18 protein-coding genes and 1 rRNA gene are annotated in these 18,237 nt (G+C 34.5%); 13 read left to right on the top strand and 6 right to left on the bottom strand.

The window, feature by feature from the left end; genetic code table 11:
* The first annotated feature begins 83 nt into the window (after nt 1–83).
* On the top strand, nt 84–1,508 hold the full coding sequence (locus JOC48_RS10220; protein ID WP_204499374.1) for a SpoVR family protein: 1,425 nt from the start codon (nt 84–86) through the stop codon (nt 1,506–1,508).
* A 114-nt stretch (nt 1,509–1,622) separates the two neighbouring features.
* Here the strand turns inward: JOC48_RS10220 and JOC48_RS10215 are convergent, their stop codons facing one another.
* Nucleotides 1,623–2,273: an HD-GYP domain-containing protein gene (locus JOC48_RS10215; protein WP_239584297.1), complete on the bottom strand. Its 651-nt coding sequence runs from the start codon at nt 2,271–2,273 to the stop codon at nt 1,623–1,625.
* A 180-nt stretch (nt 2,274–2,453) separates the two neighbouring features.
* Nucleotides 2,454–3,920, bottom strand: a complete 1,467-nt coding sequence (locus JOC48_RS10210; RefSeq protein ID WP_204499369.1) for a potassium/proton antiporter — start codon at nt 3,918–3,920, stop codon at nt 2,454–2,456.
* Between the two features lie 242 nt (nt 3,921–4,162).
* On the opposite strand from JOC48_RS10210, the gene JOC48_RS10205 reads away from it, so the two are divergent.
* The 3 genes from JOC48_RS10205 to JOC48_RS10195 all read left to right on the top strand — a co-directional run bounded on the left by JOC48_RS10205 (nt 4,163) and on the right by JOC48_RS10195 (nt 6,610).
* On the top strand, nt 4,163–4,753 hold the full coding sequence (locus tag JOC48_RS10205; protein ID WP_204499366.1) for a YitT family protein: 591 nt from the start codon (nt 4,163–4,165) through the stop codon (nt 4,751–4,753).
* Nucleotides 4,754–5,020: 267 nt separating this feature from the next.
* Complete coding sequence (locus JOC48_RS10200) at nt 5,021–5,386, top strand: Na-translocating system protein MpsC family protein (RefSeq protein ID WP_204499364.1); 366 nt, start codon at nt 5,021–5,023, stop codon at nt 5,384–5,386.
* Nucleotides 5,387–5,602: 216 nt separating this feature from the next.
* Entirely contained in the window at nt 5,603–6,610 is a 1,008-nt protein-coding gene (locus tag JOC48_RS10195) for a sodium-dependent bicarbonate transport family permease (protein ID WP_204499362.1), read from the top strand.
* A gap of 27 nt (nt 6,611–6,637) precedes the next feature.
* On the opposite strand, the gene JOC48_RS10190 is transcribed toward JOC48_RS10195, so the two are convergent.
* A complete protein-coding gene (locus tag JOC48_RS10190) occupies nt 6,638–7,243 on the bottom strand; it encodes a YczE/YyaS/YitT family protein (RefSeq protein ID WP_204499360.1) in 606 nt (201 codons plus the stop codon).
* A 201-nt stretch (nt 7,244–7,444) separates the two neighbouring features.
* Between JOC48_RS10190 and cspD the strand changes: the two genes are divergently transcribed.
* From cspD to JOC48_RS10170, 4 genes are all read left to right on the top strand, one after another.
* Complete coding sequence (gene cspD / locus JOC48_RS10185; protein WP_204499357.1) at nt 7,445–7,645, top strand: cold-shock protein CspD; 201 nt, start codon at nt 7,445–7,447, stop codon at nt 7,643–7,645.
* A 248-nt stretch (nt 7,646–7,893) separates the two neighbouring features.
* Nucleotides 7,894–9,225 (top strand): ATP-binding protein, encoded by a 1,332-nt coding sequence (locus tag JOC48_RS10180; protein WP_204499355.1) that lies wholly within the window; start codon nt 7,894–7,896, stop codon nt 9,223–9,225.
* Between the two features lie 287 nt (nt 9,226–9,512).
* On the top strand, nt 9,513–10,109 hold the full coding sequence (locus JOC48_RS10175) for a DUF5317 domain-containing protein (RefSeq protein WP_204499352.1): 597 nt from the start codon (nt 9,513–9,515) through the stop codon (nt 10,107–10,109).
* 172 nt (nt 10,110–10,281) lie between these two features.
* Nucleotides 10,282–12,138 (top strand): bifunctional diguanylate cyclase/phosphohydrolase, encoded by a 1,857-nt coding sequence (locus JOC48_RS10170; protein ID WP_204499350.1) that lies wholly within the window; start codon nt 10,282–10,284, stop codon nt 12,136–12,138.
* A gap of 46 nt (nt 12,139–12,184) precedes the next feature.
* Here JOC48_RS10170 and JOC48_RS10165 read toward each other — a convergent pair whose 3' ends face one another.
* Nucleotides 12,185–13,180 carry a TIGR00341 family protein gene (locus JOC48_RS10165; protein WP_204499348.1) on the bottom strand — a complete coding sequence of 332 codons (996 nt, stop codon included), beginning with the start codon at nt 13,178–13,180 and terminating at the stop codon, nt 12,185–12,187.
* A gap of 172 nt (nt 13,181–13,352) precedes the next feature.
* On the opposite strand from JOC48_RS10165, the gene JOC48_RS10160 reads away from it, so the two are divergent.
* Nucleotides 13,353–13,982, top strand: a complete 630-nt coding sequence (locus JOC48_RS10160; protein ID WP_204499346.1) for a LysE family translocator — start codon at nt 13,353–13,355, stop codon at nt 13,980–13,982.
* A 157-nt stretch (nt 13,983–14,139) separates the two neighbouring features.
* Here the strand turns inward: JOC48_RS10160 and JOC48_RS10155 are convergent, their stop codons facing one another.
* A complete protein-coding gene (locus JOC48_RS10155) occupies nt 14,140–14,883 on the bottom strand; it encodes a glucose 1-dehydrogenase (protein WP_204499344.1) in 744 nt (247 codons plus the stop codon).
* A 354-nt stretch (nt 14,884–15,237) separates the two neighbouring features.
* On the opposite strand from JOC48_RS10155, the gene JOC48_RS10150 reads away from it, so the two are divergent.
* On the top strand, nt 15,238–16,422 hold the full coding sequence (locus tag JOC48_RS10150; protein WP_204499342.1) for a DHHA1 domain-containing protein: 1,185 nt from the start codon (nt 15,238–15,240) through the stop codon (nt 16,420–16,422).
* A 78-nt stretch (nt 16,423–16,500) separates the two neighbouring features.
* Here JOC48_RS10150 and JOC48_RS10145 read toward each other — a convergent pair whose 3' ends face one another.
* Entirely contained in the window at nt 16,501–17,199 is a 699-nt protein-coding gene (locus JOC48_RS10145) for a DUF421 domain-containing protein (RefSeq protein ID WP_204499340.1), read from the bottom strand.
* 200 nt (nt 17,200–17,399) lie between these two features.
* Here JOC48_RS10145 and JOC48_RS10140 point away from each other — a divergent pair, with 200 nt between their 5' ends.
* From JOC48_RS10140 to JOC48_RS10130, 3 genes are all read left to right on the top strand, one after another.
* Nucleotides 17,400–17,699: an MGMT family protein gene (locus JOC48_RS10140; protein ID WP_204499338.1), complete on the top strand. Its 300-nt coding sequence runs from the start codon at nt 17,400–17,402 to the stop codon at nt 17,697–17,699.
* A gap of 96 nt (nt 17,700–17,795) precedes the next feature.
* A complete protein-coding gene (locus tag JOC48_RS10135) occupies nt 17,796–17,981 on the top strand; it encodes a hypothetical protein (protein ID WP_204499336.1) in 186 nt (61 codons plus the stop codon).
* 194 nt (nt 17,982–18,175) lie between these two features.
* A 16S ribosomal RNA gene (locus tag JOC48_RS10130) occupies nt 18,176–18,237 on the top strand; the annotation flags it as partial.

The raw sequence follows: 18,237 nt of genomic DNA, 5'->3' as shown, positions 1-18,237 counted from the left end.
ATTTTAAATAATCATGCTTTTCCTTCATCATCCCCTTGTACAAATCATATATTATTGTAATACAGCAAAAGGGGAGATCGATGTTGAAGCAAGATTATCAAAAGCAATTGGAAAGGGCCATTTCTGAAATAACTGAAATTGCAGAAGGCTTTGGACTTGATTTTTACCCAATGCGCTATGAAGTTTGTCCTCCTGAAATCATCTATACCTTTGGCGCATATGGAATGCCGACACGTTTTTCTCATTGGAGTTTTGGAAAGCAATTTCATCGAATGAAGCTTCAATATGATTTAGGGCTTAGTAAAATTTATGAACTTGTGATTAATTCCAACCCTTGTTATGCTTTCCTGTTAAATTCGAATAGCCTAATCCAAAACAAATTAATTGTTGCCCACGTGTTGGCACATTGTGATTTTTTCAAAAACAATATGCGATTTCAGAATACGAATCGCGATATGGTTGAAAGTATGTCAGCTACAGCTGAACGAATAGCAGCATATGAGAAAGAATATGGAATTGAAGAAGTAGAGTCTTTCTTAGATGCAGTACTTGCTATCCAAGAGCATATTGATCCTTCGTTAGTAAGACCAAAGCTTGAGTGGAGCGTAGAGGAAGAAGAGGAGGAGGAAGAAGATGAAAAACCTCCTAGAGCAACACCATATGACGATTTATGGCGCTTAGATGAACCTCAAAAAGAAATTAACCCGACACGAAAGCGGAAGAAGAAGGCATTTCCACCTAGACCCGAAAAGGATTTGTTACTTTTCATTGAGGAGCATAGTCGAGCATTAGAAAATTGGCAACGGGATATCTTAACGATGATGCGTGAAGAGATGTTATATTTCTGGCCTCAATTAGAAACGAAAATCATGAACGAAGGCTGGGCTTCTTATTGGCATCAACGAATATTACGTGAGATGGATTTAACATCAGATGAATCAGTCGAGTTTGCGACATTAAATGCTGGTGTAGTACAGCCATCAAAAACACAAATTAATCCATACTATTTAGGTGTAAAAATGTTTGAGGATATTGAAGAACGGTTTAATAATCCAACAGAAGAAATGCAGCAAATGGGGGTTGAACCAGGATCTGGACGAGAGAAGATTTTTGAAGTACGTGAAATAGAATCAGATATCAGTTTCCTTCGAAACTATTTAACGAAAGAATTTGTTGATCGAGAGGATTTATATTTATTTCAAAAGCAAGGGAATGAATACAAAGTTACCGATAAGAACTGGGAAAATGTAAGGGATCAACTGATAACGATGCGCTTAAATGGAGGGTTCCCTTATATTACTGTTCAAAATGGTGACTATTATCATAATGGGGAGTTGTATTTAAAGCACCATTATGAAGGTGTTGAGCTTGATCTCACTTATTTAGAAAAAACGCTACCATATATTCATCAACTATGGGATAGAAGAGTTCATATCGAAACAGTCGTTGAAGATAGAAATGTGCTATTTACGTATGATGGCAATAAAGTTACGAAGAAGTATTTATAAAAAAGAAGCAGGCGTTTAGCCTGCTTCTTTTAGTCTGAAGTATAAGAAAAGTGGATGTTTTTCATTTATATAATTACAATTCTTCAAATTCATTTCTATTTGGAAGGGAAATGTTTAAAGAAAGTCATCAGCATTATCTATTTTAGAGTAAATTCTTTCGATAAAATTGGCATCAAATGAATGGTACCAAGAATCAGGTAGTTCAATCTCTGAAAGCACTGTGATAAAGGCTTCAACAAGATTGCCATCAAATTGCTGCCAAGAGCACTCTTTTAATTCTTGAAAAGCTTTATCATAGGTCATAGTAGTCTGTTTGTAATTCCTAGTATCATAAGTCATGACATCAAAAGAATCGCAAATACGAATGATTCTACCTTGAATTGAAATTTCCTCCCCTGTTATCCCTCTTGGATATCCAGTCCCATCCCAGTTTTCGTGGTGATCTCTAACAAATTTTGCAGCCCTAGTTTTTCCTAGTTCTTTACGAATAATAAGGTTTCCAACATGGGAATGACTTTGTATAATCGTTTTTTCTAAGCTAGAAAGACGACCTTCTTTAAAAAGAATTTGACTTGTTATTCCCATTTTGCCAATGTCATGAAGTAAAGACGCTACTCTTAAATCTTCGTCATATTGTCCAACTTGTTTTGCAAGTATTGTTGACAGGTACATCACTCGCAATGAATGGTGTTTGAATTCTTTTATTACTTCATTGTCTTGGGTAATATGTTCAAATAATATTTCGGGGGTTCTTTTAACCGTCAATACTACGACCTCCATTCTTACTTAACCAAGGTGTATAAGGTTGCATATCTTCCTTTTTATTTGAAAACAGTTGATTTTAACCATACGAAACCTTCATCTTTGCTATACCCCATTTATATATAAGACATGCATGATTTTGGAAAAAATTTGAGCGGGTGCCCCAACCTTGTGGGACACCCGCTAGTTACTTTCCTCAATATTGCCTAAGAAAACATGCTGTACCTGTTTCCTTTTTGATTTTGGAGCGAGAACATATAAAATGTCCCCTTGTTTTAGCTGCGTTTTACCGCCAGGAGTAAGTACACTTTCGTTTCTAATGATAGCAGTAATCAATGTATGCTTTGGCAATTTAATTTCGAATAATGACTTACCAATAACAGCAGCGTTTTCTTTCACTTGTATCTCTAGTATTTCAGAAGCTGATTTCCCCATCGAAACTAATTCAAGGGAGTGAGGCGATTGTATTTTTTCTCCATTTGAAAGCCTTAATAGATTAGCTAAGGGAGTAATTGATGCCCCTTGGATAAGAGCCGATGTTAATACGACGAAAAATACTACGTTAAAAAGCAATTGGCTGTTTTCTATTCCTGCGATCATTGGATACGTGGCCAGAACAATCGGAACAGCCCCTTTTAATCCAGCACTTGAAATAAAGATTTTCTCGTTCAGGTTGAATCCCATTTTTATTGTACTGAGAAAAACCCCTATTGGTCTTGCGATTAACATGAGAATGAGTGATAAAAGTACTCCTTGCCAGAATATATTTAAAAGCTGATTCGGAAATACTAGCAATCCCAGCAATATAAACATAAGAATTTGCATCATCCATGCAAACCCTTCGTTAAAACGAAAGATAGAATGCCGGAAAGTTAATTCTGAATTGCCAACCAATACTGCCATTGCATATACTGCTAAGAAGCCACTGGCATTTAATAAAGAGGTTAGACTATACGTTAAAATTGCAAAACCAAGAGCTAATATCGGGTATAACCCAGATGAGTCAAGATTGATTTTATTGATACTCCAAACTGTGAGCTTCCCCATGGCCATTCCTAACAGCAAGCCAATTCCCATTTGCCAGAAAAAGCTTAATGTTATCCCGACTAGGTTAGTAGCTGGGTTTTGGATTAATGCAATGAAAGAAATGGTTAAAAATACAGCCATCGGGTCGTTTGTTCCTGATTCTGCCTCAAGTGTAGAAGCTAATTTTCGTTTTACGTTTTTCGTTCCAATTACTGCAAAAACAGCTGCAGCATCTGTTGAACCTACAATTGCACCAAACAGAAATCCTTCCAGCCATGAAACCTGAAGTATGTATTTAGCACATATTCCAATAACAACAGTAGTTACTAGAACGCCTAACGTTGCTAACGACAAAGAGGGTTTAATTACCTTTCTTGTCTGTCTCCAATTACTTTGCATTCCACCTTCAAATAGAATAACTACTAAGGCTAGAATCCCAAATAACTGTGTGAGATGGGTATTATCATAATAAATAAAATGAGAAAGAATCATCCCGACAATGATATAAAAAACAAGAGAAGGTAAACCAAGACGTGAGGAAAATTTTGTTGTTATAACACCGATAACTAATAAAATAGCAATGAGTAAAAATAAGTTGCTTGTACCATCTAATAACGTATTCATATATCGCCACCTATTCTATTAGAACATATGATAAGAATGCTTGTACTTATCCTTTAACAATGACTCTGTTAAAGGATAGTGTTGATAATGAGTATATTTTTATTATAGCAAAAAACACTTTAGTATTTCAGAAAATTGACTTCGTGGATGACAAAATTTGTTTCATTCAGTATAAGTTGTCTAACTACAAACATATATATGAAACATGTCCAAATCCGAAAGAATAATGGAGATGATTTGGGATGTTTCTCACTAAAAAAATTACCTCAATCATCCTAGGTAGCTTAATGTTGTCCGTAGGTATTAACTTTTTTTTAGTTCCATTTAAGCTTCTAGATGGTGGTATTATTGGCCTTGGTTTAATTATAAAGTACCTAACAGGCGTACAAGCAGGTTTGGTTATTATTGGGTTAAGTATTCCTATTTTTATATTAGCATGGGTTTATCATAGGAATTATTTTTATAATAGTTTACATGGCATGCTTTTTTCATCATTTGCCATTGATTATCTCGCTCCACTTCATTACCCTTTTATTGAAAGTCTAAAACTAGCATCGATCCCTAGTTCTATAGTTGGGGGAATTTTTATTGGATTAGGTATTGGGATCATGCTACGATATGATACGAGCACAGGCGGAACTGATTTATTAGCGCAGCTTTTATCAAAAATAATTCATGTTAATGTGGGTATTATTATTTTTATGATTGATGCTGTCATTATTGGGATTGGTGGATTGCTATTTTCTACCGAAACATTGTTACTATCGGCATTAACCATTATTTTTGTTGGGGTGTTTACAAGTCTTTGTACATGGAATATTGGGTATCCATAGTTAGAGTGAACGAAAGTGTGTGGGAAATATTGTTATTGACAGGTCGTTTTCTGAAAGATATAATACTTTCTAGATTATAAAATGAATAAATCCGGTAGATATTTATTTATCTTCTTGTTTCTAAGACTTTAGCACATAGTTAACCATTCATTGATTGACTACGTGAAAAAGTGACGGAAAAAATGAGAAGCGTGAATAAAAATAAGTCGGTATATTTCTTATCTAGGTGGAGATATACCGACTTTTATTTTTAGGGGGGAATCTTCGATGGAGAAGTCTAAAGGATCTGTTGAAGCAGAAATCAGCAAGTCTTTAACGCAGTGGGAGAAGGACTTTCTTGGTAGAGGATCAGTATCCGTAAAAACAGATATAATACGAGATATGGTGATTGTTTCTTTGCAGGGTGTGCTAACTCCTGCTGAATACTCTGTTTGTGAAACCAAAGATGGATTGTTGTCGATAAAAAGGAATCGGTCTAGTTTGGTAGAATCAGGAATCGATGATTTAAAGGAAATTATTTTTAATATAACTGATGTAAGAGTGAAAAGCTTTTTTAGTGATATCAGCACACAGACAGGTGAACGAGTAATGGTATTTAGATTAAAGGATAATCTAGAGAAACACTTTGAATAAATGACTGTGTTAAAGTTCGGTGTTGAATTTTTGATACCAAAAACATACTAACTATCAAGACTAACCTTTAACAGAGCCTAATAAATAACGGGAGAGCTTCAAAAAACTTAAATGGTTCGTTGAAGTTAAACCGACAATGAGCAGATTTGTTGTCTCTGATGACAACAAAATTCTGTCGTTGTCGGTTTTTTTAGTTTCATAAAGGAGGAACTGTAAATGTCTGAAATTATACTTGATAATTTGTTATCCCCAGTTGTGCTGTTTTTTGTTTTAGGAATTATTGCAGCAATCGTTAAATCAGATTTGAAATTTCCAAGTGGTTTAAGTGAAGGTTTAAGTATTTATTTATTAATTGCGATTGGAATAAAGGGTGGAATTGAATTTTCCCACTACTCGATTGACTCAGTGATTGGACCTGTGTTAGGTGCGTTATTTCTAGGTGGGATCATTCCGCTTATTACACTGTTTATTTTACGTTTTTTAAAGATGGATTTAAAAAATGCGATTGGATTAGCAGCTACGTATGGATCAATCAGTATCGTCACATATGGATCCGCAATCGCTTTTCTTGAAAACAGTGGAGTTTTCTATGAAGGATTTATGAATGCTCTTGTTGTTTTAATGGAAAGCCCAGCAATCTTAGTATCACTACTGTTATTAAAGATTATTGAGAAAAACAATACAGTTTCAGTAGTGCCAGCACAAAGATTGGGGATTATTTCAGGATCTATGCGTTTTATTGATAAGGACGTATTAAAAGAAAGTTTATTTGGTAAAAGTATTTTGCTATTAATTGGAAGTTTATTTATTGGTCTAGTACTTGGAGAGCGTGCTGTGCCAATGGTTAAACCTCTATTTATTGATTTATATCAGAGTGTTCTTATATTGTTCTTGTTGAATATGGGCATAATTGCTGGACAGCGTCTACCAGAAATTAAAAAGTATGGTGTTAAATTACTACTATTTGGCTTACTGACGCCGCTTTTATTTGGAAGCCTAGGTATAGTTGTTGGTAATATCGTAGGCCTATCCTTAGGTGGAACTACATTAATGGGCGTTTTGGCAGGTAGTGCTTCCTATATCGCTGCTCCTGCCGCATTAAAAACTTCTGTACCAGAAGCGAATCCATCCATTTATTTGGGATTAGCGTTAGGTGTTACATTTCCATTAAATCTCATTATTGGAATACCAATTTATTATGAGATTGCGCAATGGATACAATAGGGGGAGATTTTATTAATAATGTGTTGGTTATACTTCCTGGAATTTATCAACTAATTTTTCGATTCTTGGATGGATGACGTGGATCAGTGGTCCGATTAATATGGTAACCAAAATAGTACCAATTCCAATTGGACCTTTAAACAATATAGCAAACGTCAATGCTAGTAGCTCACCAATTGTCTTTGCAATACTCATCCGAACACCAAAACGTTTGTGGATAGCAATCATCAGGTTATCAATTGGAACAGGGGCAAATTTGGCTTGTAAATAAATCGATATTCCTAACGTTAAAAATAATAAACCAATAATAAACGTTCCGTATTTACTTACAAACGTTTGTGGAGTGAATGGCTGTAACAGGTACAACCATCCATCAACACCTAGTCCAACAATAAGAATCGTAATGATTGCATAAAAATCAGGTTTTGCTTTTAAGATGGTAGCGTTTATAATGATTAGAATAATACCTACGATAATAACCCACGTACCAACAGTAAATAATATTTTTGACAAACCAACATTTAATGCATCCCAAGCCCCTGTTCCAATCGTCGATTTTATAGTACAGGTAACGCCAAAAGACAGGATAAGTAAACCTAGAACGTAACTGAAAATCCTCCAGTGAAATTGCATGTCAAACTCCTAACCGAACTAATTTTAGTGTATAGCTTTATTTGTATATCGCCCTATCAAAAAATAACAACAATGGTATTATCTCTGGAATCAGCTCCTTTTATGTTAAAAATAAATTCAAATTATGTATAAATCTAATGTTTATGGATAATATAGGGTTGCAAGCAATTTTAATTAGTTGTTGAATTAGGAGGCATAATTATGGAACAAGGAAAAGTAAAATGGTTTAATAGTGAGAAAGGATTTGGATTCATCGAACGCGAAGGTGGCGACGATGTATTTGTTCACTTCTCAGCTATTGAAGGAGAAGGATTTAAAACATTAGAAGAGGGGCAAGAGGTTTCTTTTGACATAGAAGAAGGTCAACGTGGTCCACAAGCAGCTAATGTTACAAAATTATAAGGAAATGAAAAAGGGCTGTTTTATTCAGCCCTTCTACTCTTTCATTTGCTACTTTTTCATCTCACATCATTCCTCATTTTTTCTGCCAACCCAAAGAATAGAATGTCAGCAAAAAAGACAAAAGACTTCTTAAACAAGGTAAATACCGCTTGTTCATTCCGTATTCTCTAAACTTAGACAAGCCTTGAAAAGTTATATAAAATTGTTATACTTAACAAAAAAATATCGAATCATTTCATTTTATTTACATGGTTGTTACGAAAAGACGAATAATGAAGGGGCTAGATAAAATGGTTTCACTAAAAGACAAGACAGAGGAGTCTCAATTGAACACTCAAAATGGTCTTTCTGATGGAGGACATATTTTATATATTTATGAAGATGTAACAAAATATATAAAAAATGCGATTAATTACATTGTAGAAGGTATTGAAAATAACGATCAGGTCATTTTTGTAGATTCAGATGAAAAGATTGAAATGGTTTTAGGGGGGCTTCGTGAAAAGGAAGTGTCAAAAGCCGCTTTAACTTATCTAACACTTGTAAATGCAGATGACTTTTATCATACATATTCCGATACGGGAGCACCTGATTTGGAGGTTTTAGAGGTCTTTACAGAGCCTCATCTCAAAAAAAGTCGCTCCATTCGGACATGGGGACATGTCACGCCAAAAGATATTGAGAAATTATTAGACTACGAATATGATAGTGATGCTTACATTAACAAATATCAAATATATTCTGTGTGTGCTTACGACGGGAAGAACATTTCAGCTTCTTTCATGATGAAAATGCTATCCGTTCATGAATACTTAATGACGGATGAATCAATTGTCCCTTCCAACCTCTATCAAAAACAAACAAGCTCCTCTCCTTCCATTGTGGAACAAATTAACTTAGAAAAAAAAGAAGCAAATATTCGCTTGCGGTCAGAACAATTAACATTTGCTGGGCAATTTGCAGCTGGTATTTGCCATGAAATTAGAAACCCCCTAACAACAATTAAAGGCTTTTTCCAACTAATGAAAGAGGAAAGTACGAATGATAAATTTAATCAAGTGATAGAACAAGAGCTTGAGCGGATACAACAAATTACAAGTGAATTATTACTGTTAGCTAAACCAAATTCTGAACAAAGAGACAAACATAATCTCATTGATATCATTCAAGATGTTAAGATTTTGCTTGATTCTCAGGCAGTAATGAAAAGCATTCAAATTAAAACTATTTTCGAGTATGACTCGCTGATCATTGATTGTGATGATACAAAAGTAAAGCAAGTAATCATTAACATTGTAAAGAATGCGATTGAAGTAATGGAAAACGGTGATATTACAATTAGACTGACAAAGAAAAACAACTTTGCGGTTATGTCCATAAAGGATCAAGGACCGGGAATAGCAAAGGAAGTGATGAATAAAATTGGTCAACCGTTCTTTACGACAAAAAAGGATGGAACAGGACTAGGATTAATTATTTCTTTTAATATTATAAAAAGTCATGGTGGAAATATTAGTATTCAAAGTGAGGAGGGGATTGGAACAACCTTTAATATCGTACTACCTTTGATGGAATCCTAGTATTCCTTTTTTTTGTGTTCTATAAAACGATCAATTCAAATTGGTTAAATTTACCTATAAATATTACAAATTCAAACATCTGTTTTTGCGTTAATTGTATATGTGTGTCGAAACGTTAATGAGAATGTCATTTCATTCCTATTTTTTTTGAACGTTTATTCCTTCTATTATCCTAGTTTTGGAATATTATTCCATTTTGACGAATTTGATATTTTTTGTAGATTTAATTATATTAAACACATGAACATAACACTTGTTGTTAAAAAATATAACTTAGGTGGAATATCATGGTAGCTGATGGGATTATTTGGTCTTTAATCGTTGGTTTTTTTCGAAAAGGGAATTTAAAGTGGCTTGCTGAGAAGAAATTGTTTAAATGGGGCTGGATATTCCCGGTAATATTTATATTGCAGTTTACAGTTTTTTATTTTCAGAATGCAATAGAGTTTATAGGAAGTATTAGCAATTATCTATTTATTTTTGTTTATATCATAGGTTTGATCTTTCTTTGGGTGAATCGGTTTCAGTATGGTATATCTATCATTTTTTTAGGAGTTTTATTAAACTTCATTGTTATGATTGTTAATGGTGGACGAATGCCCGTTTCAGAGGAAGCCGCTAATGTGTTAGATCCGATGTATATTCAAGCGTTAAAAGATGGCTTGTATGGTAAACACATGATACTAACTGAAACTACCAAATTAGCTTTTCTCGGGGATATTATCCCAATCACATCACCATATCCCAAATCACAAGTAATTAGTATAGGGGATGTCATTATGAACATTGGTATCTTTCTTTTTATCCAAGATAAAATGTTATATAGAAAAAAATCTGAAAAAGAAAGTACAAAAGTTAGAAATTTGCAAGGAGGTGAAGTATAATGAAAAAAACGGAGCGTACCACATTTGGTATTAAACTTACTGGTTTAGTAATTAATGCGTTTATCATTTATTCCCTTGTTTCAGCTTTAACATCAGGATTTAAAGTAACTCATTAATTATTAAGATAAAGGGGGAGCAAGTCTCCCCTATATTCACTTAGAGAGTGATACATATGAAGAATAAATACTCTATAAAAAATGAACATATATATTTTACCCTAATACATATAATAGGTGTAATCTTGTTTGTTAAATTGGGTGATATTTCCTTTCATTCACTTGACAAATGGGTATTAGGTTATGTGATTATTGGGGCTACACTTTTGCTTAACCATTTTAAAATACAGCTTCCGCCAGAAGGAAATTCTCTTTCCATGGATTCAGCTGTGTATTTGGCTTGTATATTTGTTTTTAACCTGGAAATTACGTTGACGGTTTTATTATATTCTAGTTTAATCTATTTTTGTTATCAAAGGTCTACCCCTTGGTGGGCTCATTTCTTTAATTTCTCACTTTATACAATAATGATGACTGGCGCTTATTATACATATATTTATCTTGGGGGAGTAACAGGAGAGATAGAGCCATCCAATTTATTATCGTATGCGGGAGCGCTAACTGTATATTTTATTATCAATGTGTTGCTAATTAGCACATATTTCTTTGTGTTAGGAAGAACTAGTTTACTTGATGCACTCAAGGGTTTTTTGAAGGGGACGATAGAAAGCTACATAAGTACTTTGTTACTTTCTATTATATTGGGCTTTATGCTACAAGCGGAACCTTTTTTTGGACTATTTTTATTCTTGGTGATTTCGATATTACTTTCATTTACTTTTAAACAACATTTTAATTTATATCAGGAAGTTTCAAACAAAGCTAATATTGATCACCTGACCGGCTTGAAAAACCACGGTTATTTTAAAGAGTTATTATCTGAAACGTTAGATGAAGTCAAGCGAAACAAGACTTCTCTTAGTCTAGCAATGATAGATATAGACGATTTTAAAAAGTATAATGATGGGAATGGTCACTTGCAGGGTGACCATTTGTTAACGTTCTTTGGAAGTTTACTCGAAAAGGAGTGTAGTCCCAAGGATTATATTGTTGCGAGATATGGTGGGGAAGAATTTGTCATATTAATGCCTGATACAACTGTGTCAGAAGCATCTTCGTTTATTGATTGTTTAAGAAAAAAAGTGAACGATACGTATTTTGAAGGCGTAGAGCTTTTACCTTACGGCTGTCTTTCGTTTTCTGCGGGAATTATGGAGTGGAACAGTGAAATTCATACTGCTTCGGAGTTTTTGAGCCATGCTGACCAAGCCATGTATTATGCCAAGGCACAGGGGAAAAATAATACACATATTTACGGCAATGAAATTGGTACTATTGATATTGATCAACCAATGGAAGAAATGGAACAGCAACTAAAGTTGTTTTTGGCAAGGGATATTTATACGTATCGCCACAGCAAACGCGTGTTTAGGTATGCAGTTGAATTCGGAAAACAGTTAGATTTAAATGATTATGAAAAGAAAGTCTTAATGTTAGGTGCATTAATTCATGACATTGGTAAGCTTGAAGTACCTAGGGACATTATAAATAAAAAAGGAAAGCTAACATCAGATGAATGGGAAATGGTAAAGAAGCATGTCACATGGGGGAGAGATATTGTTGCTGCTTCTAAAAAATACGAGGATATTCTCCCTCTAGTAGAGTTACACCATGAGCGATATGATGGAAAAGGTTACCCATATGGATTAATAGGAGAAGAAATTCCTAAACTAGCAAGAATATTATGTGTGGTCGACTCTTTTGATGCGATGACAACGGAAAGACCATATCAAAAAACAAAATCGTATTACGAGGCAATGGAAGAATTACAAGCTTGTGCTGGAACACAGTTCGATCCATTTTACGTTGAAGCTTTTATTGATTATTTTACCGGAAAAAATGAATCGGATGATATAAGGGAATATCAAGATTCAAAGTCTTCTAGCTCTTCCATTAATGAGACAAAAGTATAATAATAAAAACTATAGCTTTCAACTTAGCTATAGTTTTTATTATTCATTAAAACGTAATAAAATAAATAACGATAAACAATAAGATAACAATTAGACTTACAAATAGAAGTGCATATTTTCTTGAGGTATTGGCTGCCTGTATTTCTGTCCACTCTACAGGTTTGATGCCGCTGATCCAAAACACTGAAATCGCAGAAAGTACAATCGAACTAATGTTAACAAGTAATAATAGTAATGGTGTAATAGATGCTGATAGGTCACCAGAACCAAGAATCATACCTAATACGATCGCTGGTGGGAGTAATGCTACCGACACCATTACACCAACTAATGCTTCTGAAACCCTTTTTATAAAAGAAAGTGCACCTGCAGCACCAGCTGCTAATGCAACAGCAATATCCATGAAATCTATATGTGTTCTTGCTGTGAATTCTGTGCTATTTATCGGTAGTTCAAAAAATAACCCAAATAAGAATGCAATGGAAATAGGAACAGATAAACCATATAACGCAGTAATGACAGATTGTCGCATCAGTTTATAGTCGCCTAATATAGATGCAAACGCTAAGGATGTAAATGGACCAATTAATGGAGCAATAACCATAGCTCCAATAACAATTGCTGGACTATTTTTGACAATGCCTGCTCCTGCAACGATTGCAGATAAAAATAAGAACCATGTAAAACTATGTGATATTTTGCTTGATGTACGAACTACCGAATATAATTCCTGTCTACTTGCTCGAAGTATAGCTGCTTCATCATTTTCTTCTTTTTTCTGCTGTTCATCTTCTTCCAATCGGGGAATATATGTATGAACATTGTATAAAAGGGCGTGTATATCATCGTTATTTTCGGCGTGTAGTTCTAAAAAATTTAATATTTCCTCTGATTGAGTTTTCTTGACCAAAATCCGAACGAGTTCTTGGTTTTTTTTCTCATTTGAATGCCAGTGTGAAATCATCGGAAAGTCTTCTATTTTCTTGAAAAATTGAGGTAAAATTTCAGTTGGCAGGTAAACTTCAATTAGTTGTAAATCCATTTTTACACACCTACCTTCTAGCGTTTTATAATAGTAGTATGAAAAATCAGAACGGAAGATATACATTTATCATTTTTTTAGGGGATTTATCAGTAGATATGAAAAATAGGCGAAGCTTTAGTATGAAAGTTAAATCGATTAGTATAAAAACAACGAGAAAGAGGTGGAAGACATGGAGAATTATTATTTGTTTGTATTCATGTCTATATTACTAGTATTATTGCCAGGACCTGATACAGCAATAGCCACAAAAAATACCATTATGTATGGAAGAATAGAGGGGTTGAAAACAAGCTCTGGAACGATAACCGCTATTTTGATACATACTCTTGCTGCTGTCGTTGGTATTTCAGCTATTATTGTCAAGTCTGCTTTAATCTTTTCTGTTATTAAATATATTGGTGCTGTTTATCTGGTTTATTTAGGGATTAAGGCATTATGGTCTTTAACACAAAAGCAGGGATTTGAATCCACTAGTAATTTTGATGAACAGAAAAAAATGAATGTTCATTGTTTTCGACAAGGATTTTTCACTAACTTATTAAATCCAAAAATAGCTGTTTTCTTTCTAACTTTTTTACCTCAGTTTGTTGATCCAAGTCATACGGTTATTCCACAGTTTATCTTCTTAGGTGTTACTTATTCGGTGTTAGCGGCTATTTGGTATTTTGTATATGTCGTTTTAATTAATAAATTGTACCTTTTTATGCGTAAAGCTTCTACACAAAGAGCAATTGAAGGACTTACCGGAGTTGTATTAATTGGTTTTGGCATCCGGTTAGCGTTTGAAAAAGCTCATTAATTGTTTCCATAAAATACGTGATCGAATTTTAGAAATAGCCCTCTTTATTGAGGAGGGCTATTTTAAAAGTATAGAATATTGTTGCGCTTACGCATGATAGCTTTATTCAATTAGGCTTAGTTGTAAAAAAGCAACAATCAATCGGAAAGTACTCTTCCTAATAAATCATTTTTCGGGTCATTCCACCGTCTATAATGAGGTTTTCACCTGTAATAAAATCATTCCTTGGGTTTGTGAGGAAAATGCAAGCACGAGCGATGTCTTCTGGTTTTCCTACCCGTTTAGATGGGTGCTGGTTGTGATCGATTTCTCTTAATTTACTGTAATCACCAGTTGCTATCCAGCCGGGACTGATCGAATTTACTGTAATGAAGTCATTCTGCAAAGAAATCGAAAGGGCATGGGTCAAGGCGACAATGCCGCCCTTTGTCGCAGCATATGCTTCTGATTGTTCTTCAGACATAAAAGCACGTGTGGAGGCAATGTTCACAATGGCCCCACCATGTTGATTCTTTCTTATGTATTTAGCAGCTTCTCTTGCACATAGAAATGTCCCTCTTAAGTTAATGTTTATGACATCGTCCCATTCTTCGACAGATAAATCATAAAGCGGTTTAAATCTAGAGACACCCGCATTGTTAATTAGGATATCGATTTTTCCGTATAATTCGATAGTTTTGTTCATCAAATCGACAATATTAACAGGGTTTCGGAGGTCTGTTCGAACATAGCTTGCATTTCCGTTATTATTCTTTATTACTTCCACAGTATTCTGTCCAGCTACTTCATCAATATCAGCAACAACAACATATGCTCCTTCACTTGCATAAGCTTCTGCAATACCTTTTCCGATTCCATTGGAGCTCCCGGTCACTATTACTACTCTTTTATTAAATTCCATTCCAATCACTCTTTCTTCTTTTAATAGTATTGGTAGTACTTTTTCTGTTCAAGCTTGTTTCTAATCAGCCCTTAGTGTGTCCCAGTCAATTAGTTTTGCTTGTGTTAAATTTTTATCTTGGTCATCGACAAATAATATTTTTTCTTCTTGATTTAAATTTTATCATAAAATGATTCAAGGACTTTAGAACTAAAAAGTACAACAAAAGTTAATTGCAAAAAGCTATAATGGACAATAAAAGATAAATGCGTAAGGGACATGGTATTATTCTAAGAACCTAGTATAGCAGGATGACAAGAAGTGTTAGAATTAGTATATAGTGTAAACGAATAGAGAATAGTTGGAGTGATAGTCGTGACAAAAAAATTATTTTATGATGACCCCTATTTACAATCATTTTCAGCAAAAGTTAAAAAGCAGGAATTGGATTTGGGTGGTCTGTACGTTGTTTTAGATCAAACTGCCTTTTATCCAACTGGTGGAGGTCAGCCGCATGATATAGGGGTCATACAAGGTACACCAGTTGTGAATGTTGAAGATATCGATGGAGAGGTGAGACATTATCTTGAAAAACCGTTATCAGACCCGGAGAAAGTCGATGGTGAAATTGACTGGGATCACCGCTTCGATCATATGCAACAGCATGCTGGTCAACATATATTATCTGCTAGCTTTGAAGAGCTTTTTGATTTAAAAACCGTTAGCTTTCATCTTGGTAAAGAGATTTGTACGATAGATTTGAATGCGGAAGTTGTAAATGATGAACAGTTAGAAATAGTGGAGGATTTTGCAAATCAAGTCATTCTGGAAAACCGTCCAATCGAGACGAAATGGGTAAAAGAAGAGGAACTTAAACAATATCGTCTTAGAAAACAGTTATCTGTTAAAGAAAATATACGTTTAGTTATTATCCCGGAACTTGATTATAATGGCTGTGGAGGAACACATCCAAATTCAACTGGTCAGGTAGTTATAATCAAATTGTTGGGATGGGAAAAACAACGACATCATGTTCGAATTTCATTTATTTGTGGTGGTAGAGTACGGGAACAATTTGGTCAGAAGCATGGAGTCATCCGTGAACTTAGTCAACTTTTAAACACACCTGAACCACAATTACCTGAAACGTCGGAACAGCTATTAAAATCGCGGAAACAATTGGACAAGACAATGGATGAGTTAAAAGCAAAATTACTCGAATATGAAGCCAATGATTTGGTACATAAAGCAACAGATAAAGAGAAGCTTGTTTATGTTTTTCGTAACCGTTCGATCAAGGAGCTCCAAAAACTTGCTCAACAGATGACGGCAGAGACAGAAACATCAATTATTGTTCTTATTAGTGAAAATGAAGATAAATTACAGCTAGTTTGTATACGTGGAAAACTACGTAGTGAAAGTATGAAACAGTTCATTCAATCGATTCTACCTCTAATTGATGGAAAAGGTGGCGGGAATGATGTTCTTGCCCAGGGTGGGGGAGCTGCTTCTATATCAGGACAAGAATTAGCGGATAAGGTAAGAGAAGTGATGAGTTAGGGTCATCACTTCTTTCTGTTAATGAGGAACACGTTCTTAAAGGATAAATTTTAGATGCTTGGTGCTAATCGATTTTTCCTAATGCACTACATCGTTTTTTGTATCAATATACAAGGAACCATCCTTTTGTACTTCGGCGTAAAATACCTCTAAAATATCGTCTATTCCTGCTTTCGATAATTCTTGTTTTAACCAGTCTTCACTCAAGTTTAACTCCTGTAAATTTTTCATATTTATCATACCATCAGAGACAACCTCTGTAGGTATTGGAAATTTACTTTCCATAGTGGGTGCCGTAAAGGTGTCTGCTTTTGTTGCTGTTTGCTTCGGTTCTTTCTTCATAACTGATAATTTGCCATTCGTTTCAAATATGGCGTAATCAACGTCCGCAACAGAAAAAACTTTCTTTTCACGTAACATAGCATTTAATTTATTAATGTCTAACCTTGCCTTCCTCATCTCATGCTCCATAATTTGTCCATCTTTAATAAGAATGACAGGCTGACCTGATATGACTTTTCTTCCTGTTATCGATTTGATATCAATAAAGCCCATAATAACAGTTAGAATACTCCAACCAGCTAGGGCCAATATCCCATTTCTGATACTTAAGTTTTGATTTACAACAAGATTTGCCCCAATTGAGCCAATAGCAATCCCGGACACAAAGTTAAAGAATGTCATTTGGCTCAACTCTTTTCTTCCCATCATCCTTGTCAATGTTAACAAAACAATAAAGGTTAATAAGATTCTAATTAAAATTTCGTACATGCTCATTACTTTCACCTCCCGTTAAGTATTAACATCCCATAATTTTAGCTGTATATCCTTTTTAAATTAAAGTTGGACCAAATGGGAAGAGGCTTTTTATTTAGGCTGTGTTAAAGTCCGATGTCGTTAATCTATTATGGTAAAATGTATCGAATAGTAAATTGTTATGAAAAGGAAAGATAATTAAAACAGAAAGGAGAATTAAGTTGACTCCATTCACGGAAGCAGTTCTTCAAATTATCCTTGATATCCCAAAGGGGAAAGTAATGACCTATGGACAAATAGCGCACATGGCAGGAAATCCTAATGGTGCAAGGCAGGTTTCAAGGATTTTGCATGCAATGAGCAAAAAATATAATCTTCCATGGCATAGAGTTATAAATAAGAAAGGAGAGATTAGTTTATCTGGTGAAGGGTTAGAAACACAGAAACAATTACTAGAAAGAGGAGGAGTGAAGTTTCTTAATTCGAAGAAGGTGGATCTTCAAAATATTTATCATAGTTGAACATCCTCTTATAACGAATCAAGTGTTTAATGTTTTGTCTTTTGTAAGAAGTGGTATATAGAATCTATATAAAGGAAGAGGTTTGGATGGATTAATTTGGAATGGATAATAGCATTGAATCAATTGGATAATCGTGATATATTGGTAATCCCTCAACAAGGTCAAGCCTATTGGGGAATAACTTTTAATTTATTTCAGAAAAAACCATTGACTTCCACGAAGTTAAATGATATTATTATTTATGTCGCCGCGAGATGGCGTAAACAAATTTTAAAAATATAAAAAAGTCGTTGACTTCCGCGAAACAACCTGTTATACTATAAAAGTTGTCGCGTTAAAGAACAACAAACATTTGATCTTTGAAAACTGAACAAAACAACCAGTATGTTAAATAGAAAGCGTAGGCGACTGTCAAGGAGCCGAAGCTGGATTAAGAAAGAAATGCTAGTCAAGTTATTGAGTAAGCAAACTCAACTTTATCGGAGAGTTTGATCTTGGCTCAGGACGAACGCTGGCGGCGTGCCTAATACATGCAAGT

This window comes from Aquibacillus albus (genome assembly GCF_016908325.1).
Lineage (GTDB): Bacteria > Bacillota > Bacilli > Bacillales > Amphibacillaceae > Aquibacillus_A > Aquibacillus_A albus.
The sequence above is the reverse complement of the archived record's forward strand: the minus strand, read 5'-3'. Positions and strand labels throughout refer to the sequence as shown.